The sequence below is a fragment of the Psychrobacter sp. genome, from assembly GCF_035469765.1.
Taxonomy (GTDB): Bacteria; Pseudomonadota; Gammaproteobacteria; order Pseudomonadales; family Moraxellaceae; genus Psychrobacter.
Map to the genome: position 1 here is coordinate 1 of NZ_DATIRM010000305.1, position 5,666 is coordinate 5,666.

At 40.8% G+C, this 5,666-nt stretch carries 5 protein-coding genes; 1 reads left to right on the top strand and 4 read right to left on the bottom strand.

Annotation, left to right across the window (positions count from 1 at the left end; all coding sequences use genetic code 11):
• The 3 genes from VLN09_RS08620 to VLN09_RS08630 form a co-directional block, all read right to left on the bottom strand.
• On the bottom strand, window positions 1-643 hold a 643-nt coding region (locus tag VLN09_RS08620; RefSeq protein WP_325245613.1), incomplete at its 3' end, for an NAD(P)(+) transhydrogenase (Re/Si-specific) subunit beta.
• Window positions 640-972, bottom strand: coding sequence for a proton-translocating transhydrogenase family protein (locus VLN09_RS08625; protein WP_325245621.1), 333 nt, complete (start codon window positions 970-972; stop codon window positions 640-642). The genes VLN09_RS08625 and VLN09_RS08620, both read right to left, overlap by 4 nt.
• Before the next feature lie 123 nt (window positions 973-1,095).
• On the bottom strand, window positions 1,096-2,253 hold the full coding sequence (locus VLN09_RS08630; RefSeq protein ID WP_325245615.1) for an NAD(P) transhydrogenase subunit alpha: 1,158 nt from the start codon (window positions 2,251-2,253) through the stop codon (window positions 1,096-1,098).
• 474 nt (window positions 2,254-2,727) lie between these two features.
• On the opposite strand from VLN09_RS08630, the gene yaaA reads away from it, so the two are divergent.
• On the top strand, window positions 2,728-3,540 hold the full coding sequence (gene yaaA / locus VLN09_RS08635) for a peroxide stress protein YaaA (RefSeq protein WP_325245617.1): 813 nt from the start codon (window positions 2,728-2,730) through the stop codon (window positions 3,538-3,540).
• 102 nt (window positions 3,541-3,642) lie between these two features.
• Here yaaA and VLN09_RS08640 read toward each other — a convergent pair whose 3' ends face one another.
• On the bottom strand, window positions 3,643-5,256 hold the full coding sequence (locus VLN09_RS08640) for a glucosamine inositolphosphorylceramide transferase family protein (protein ID WP_325245619.1): 1,614 nt from the start codon (window positions 5,254-5,256) through the stop codon (window positions 3,643-3,645).
• Window positions 5,257-5,666: the final 410 nt, after the last annotated feature.

A 5,666-nucleotide genomic window follows, 5' to 3' on the forward strand; every position in this document is an offset into this window, starting at 1 on the left:
CCACTGGCATATCACCGCCACCGATTGGTGCAATCCACATCCAACCAAATATCACCGCTACCACTGCCATCGCATAGAAGGCAGGCAATGAATCAGTGACGAAGTACACACCACCAAAAGCAATCATCGCGATAAATAACAGTGCTTGTGCTGGCTTGACCCAGCCACCAACCAAGGTTTTCGCCCAGCTCTTAGCTGCCAATTTACCAAAAGCAAAAACTGATGCTGAGAAAGTAATCGCACCGATGAAACAACCGATAAACAATTCAACACGGGCAACTGCGCCATGCTGTTGTTCAGTATGCAATACCGTTGCTAATGCAATCGCTACCGCTGCCAAACCAACAAATGAATGCATCAAGGCAACAGTTTCTGGCATTTGGGTCATGGCGACGGTTTTTGCTTTCCACATACCGACGATAGCACCTAACACCATCGCACCAATAATCAACCAAAGCACAGGACCTTCTGCCAAAAAGAATGTCGTGATGACAGCAATCGCCATGGCGACCATGCCCAAGCGATTACCACGAATCGCTGTTTTTGGGCTCGATAAACCACGTAGCGTCAAAACAAAAAGAATGGCACCGACTAGATAAAACCAGTCCGCATTAGCCGCAATCATATTTGATAAGTCACTCATGCGTCACCCCCAGTATCTGTTACTACTGCTTTTTTTACTTTTGGCTTAAACATCGAAAGCATACGCTCAGTCACTGCGAAACCACCAAAAATATTGATACTGGCTAAAAATACCGCAAAAGCCCCAAGCAAACTGGTCGGTGTAAATATTGAACCATCAATGGTGACGGTCTGTAGCATCGCACCGACAATCACAATACTTGATAAAGCATTGGTTACGGCCATCAATGGTGTATGCAAGGCAGGCGTGACGCCCCAAACGACGTAATATCCGACAAAAATAGCAAGCACAAATACGGTAAAAATCGCTACGAATGGCGTGCTACTCATGGCCGCACCGGCTGGCGCTGCCGCTAAAATAGTGGCAATCATCTTATCCTCCTAAAAATTGTTTCGTGTCTGGCAAATGTACGATAATGAAAATATCAAGACCTGGAATTTAGCATTTAGCACTTAGCGTTTAGCAAGACGTACTTGATTCGCATGTGTCACGGCTAATGCGCCTTGAATCTCATCTTCCATGTCTAAGTTGAGTGCCAGTGTATTTGCTGCAGCGTCGTCTGTAGTAGCAGGAGCAATTAAGGTGGTGATAAAATTAACCAGGTTGTTGGCATATAAGTCTGAAGACTGTGCCGCCAGCTGCGATGGAATATTAGCGGCACCAACGATACGTACCCCATTTGGCGTAGTAATGGTTTCATCAGGGACACTGCCTTCAACGTTTCCGCCAGTGCCAGCAGCCATATCGATCAGCACCGAACCTGCTTTCATTTTGGCAATGGTTGATTGGTGTACCAAACGCGGAGCTTGGCGACCAGGAATCTGTGCAGTGGTGATAACAATGTCAGCATTGCTCAAGGCTTTGTCAACGATAGCCGCTTGGTCTTTGATATATTGCTCAGATGGCGTCCACGCATAGCCGCCTGTAGACTTAGCTATCTCAGCCTCCTCCGCACTCATCGGCACATCAAGCCATTTACCACCTAATGACTCTACTTGCTCGCGAGCGGTCGGACGTAAATCACTGGCTTCAACGACGGCGCCTAAACGTTTCGCCGTCGCAATCGCTTGTAGACCAGCAACACCGACACCTAAGATAACGACCTTGGCCGGCTTAACCGTACCCGCTGAGGTCATAAACATTGGAAACGGACGTGAGTATTCATTAGCAGCAAGCAATACCGCTTTATAACCGGCAAGATTGGCTTGCGATGACAAGACGTCCATATTCTGCGCGCGTGACAATGTACGTGGCAACAGCTCCATCGCAAAAGCGGTTGCACCTTTAACAGCATAAGTATCAAGTTGGGTATTGCGATAGGGGTCGAGCATACCGATGACGATTTGACCAGACGTTAAATGCTCGGTTACTGCCGTTGGTAAATCATTGACGGTGGTAATAATCTGAGACTGTGTGACGACCTCGGTGCTACTATTGGCAATATCAGCTCCCGCAGCCTGATATAATTCATCCGCATAATAAGATGCTTGACCTGCACCTGACTGGATGACGACTTCAAACCCAAGTTTGCGTAGCTTTTTTACCGCGTCTGGGGTTAGCGCAACCCGACTCTCGCTTGCGCTATCTGCACTGATGACACCGATCTTCATACTGTCTCCTTACGTCTAGTGATTACTTTTGATACCCTCAACGCACATTTAAAAAGCACAGGGGACAAAAAATCTTTGGTCGCTGTTAGTGTAGAGCTCATGACCAAAGACTATCAATTTAATAAATGATGGCGCTTTTACCATCATGCCGTTTTATTATAGAGATATCGTCTGCTAACTTTCATTGTCTAATGATGACCCACAAGTAAAATAAAAAGTTTGGTGTTCACACCACTATCCTAACTTTTATTGTTATATTGAAAATATTTTACTTTCCATATTTCGTTTACAACCTATAATCTATTGGAATATAAAGGCATACATATTAGTTACAATCATGAAATATTTTTATGATTGTAATCAAAAATACAAAACGATTGTCATTAAGTCAAGTTAAAATTATGGATGACGTATAATAAATAAACTGTGCATCATACAGCTATAGCCATTGATTCATAACAAGAAGGAATAATCATGTATTTTTTGCTTTCTCCTGCCAAATCTCTTAATGAGAAAGATGCTATACCAGTTAATTTGGGTAACAACTATAGTCAGCCTGAGCTGATCGAACATTCGCAAGCATTAATGAAAATATTAAAGTCCAAAGAGCCGATTGATTTACAAGAGATGATGAGTATTTCTGATGATTTGGCACAGTTAAATGCTAAGCGTAATCAAGACTGGCACTGGAGCAAGGAGCAGCCATTTATTCAAGATTCTGCCGTTAATACTGCCAAGCCGGCAGGTTATTTATTCGATGGTGATGTTTATACCGGTCTTGATATGTATCACATGGATAAAGACACTGCCATTTATGTCAATAAACATCTGGGTATTTTGTCGGGGCTTTATGGCGTGCTAAAGCCGCTAGATTTAATCCAGCCATATCGCTTAGAGATGGGCACCAAGTTGAAAAATGAGCGCGGTGACAATCTCTATGAATTTTGGGGCGAAGAAGTCACTAATACTATCAATGCGCGCATGGCAGATAGCGATGATAAGGTCTTGGTTAACCTAGCTTCGAATGAGTATTTCAAAGTGGTAAAAAAGAAAGTGCTGAATGCGGAAATTATCACACCACGATTTGAAGACGAAAAGAATGGCAAATATAAAGTGATTAGCTTTTATGCCAAAAAAGCACGTGGACTGATGGTAAAGTATGCCGCCGATAATGAACTGACCAATGCTGAACAATTAAAGCAGTTTGATTTGGCAGGATACTATTATGTTGATGAGCTATCTGATAATAAGACGTGGGTGTTTAGACGGGATGAGATGAATCAATAGTATTCAAGGCTTGTAAGATGCACATAAAACCCCCGATAGGCTGAGCTTATCGGGGGTTTTAGACAAAATATTATCACCGGTTGCCATAAAACTTCTCAATGACTATACGGTAAAGCGAAATCTATCTCTTGAGGCATCAAGTACGACAGTTTGATCATATACATTATAAGTATGTAGACGATCTATATCAGGCTCCCAATTAGGTTCGATATAACGTACAAAGGTTTCTTTGTAGGATGTTGGTGTCAACTCTTCTACTAGATACAAAGCAACCCTACGCCCATACCTAATAGTGCCATCCTGAGCAGTACGAAACAGCTGGCCATCTTTCCAAAATAGCGCTCCTGCTAATCGTGATCCACGCACGTCAATCTTAAACGGCGCACATGGATGAAGTGTCCAACTATCCGATTCTAAGTTATCAGCAACGTAAATATGCAGCTCTAAATCCAATGTAAGACTTGAAATTGAACCATGCGTTGTAAAGAGGTACCATAGGCCATTGTGCTCAATGACCGCACTATCAGCTGACTGAACTCCAGAAACCAATTCACAAACCTTTTCCCACTTTTGCGGAAAGTCCTTCGCTTTAAATAGGTTAATACAATGGGTTTCTCCGGCTTCTGGAATCATATATACCGTATCTTTATACTTGAATACATTAGGAAAGCTTAAATGAGAGCTAATACCTAAATCTATCGGTCCAGAATCGATAACTTGATTGCTTTCATTCAGTTCTACCCATTCTATACGACCTATATCTTCTTTATAGTTTAAGCTTTCAAAGAATATATAGCGCCTTGAGTCTTGTTCAATATAAAAAGGATCAGCCCAAAAGCATCCTTTTTCAGGTAATATTTCCGTGTATGTTTGTATTGATTGATCAACAGGGCCGATAAAAATACTCCATTGATTTAGATAAAGACTTTTATAGAATGTTTTCACAGCGTAATACTTTAAATAACCCGTCAAATGCTTTATAGCCGTTAAATGCTGAGGAGTCTTATAGTTCGTGCGGTCGTCAATTGAATCAGCAAATTTTTCACTCTCTACTCCAATTTTATTTTTATGGAAATGCCAATACAATATTGATGCTGCGACCCCATTTAATTTATGCTCAGTTAAGTTATAGTCCCAATAGAACAAAGTGCAGTAACCTCTCCCCACAACTTTGTCACCATTAAGATGATCACTTAGTAAGTGTAGGCTAACTACGCTATTGTCCCATCGTTCGGCAAACTGCCAATATAGCGCTGGTCCGCCTCGCTGTATGGTTTCGTCACCATAATGAAAAGAGAGAATACCGTTTTTTGCAACACTTAAGACTTTCCCCGTTAAGTTCTGGAAACCAATCTTAAGAAGGTAATCTAGATCTGCAGCTTCAAGTTTCTCGATAACTGAGTCTTCAATTTCATCAGTAGACTTATACTGTTTTGGTGTTGATGTAATAATAGGTATCTTGCCATTAGCGACCAAATCATGGATAGAATAACCCTTCACATCACTTTTAGTACGAGAAAGAAGAGAGAATATTCGTTGATTAATAAATGGAATAACCTCTGCTACACGAGATATATTAGATTTTTGTTTTGTACTTCGTTGAACAGCGATACAAACCTCAACGATACCCTCATCAACTAGAAATTTTAATGGTTCAAACTTGTGCCATGCTAATGTTTCATCTTCTATGAGAATGCCAAGCCTAGTTTTTTTCATATTCATCACCTTAAATTGCACACAAGCTTCGGTAGCTATTAACCTATAGCACGTGCCCAATTACTCCCTTGAATAAAAGTTTAAGTCCATTTTAGTTATATTCTAATACTAACATATATATAAAGAAGTTTTATATATTGAAAAGCTTATATAATTCTAGAATAGATTTATTCTCACCTGTATTCTTCTCACTTTTAAATCACATACAGACGTTAAAGGCTATGAGATTAGTAAAAAAAACGTAACCTAGATAACCGTTTAATGTTTACCACCATTGTCAATCTTTACTCAGCACTCTTAACTTGGGATATATCGAACTATTCATAGTCTATATCCAAATTCATTAAGCTAGTACAACAAGACACAAAAAAGCTCTGCTATCTTAACGATAACAGAGCTTTCGGTAATTC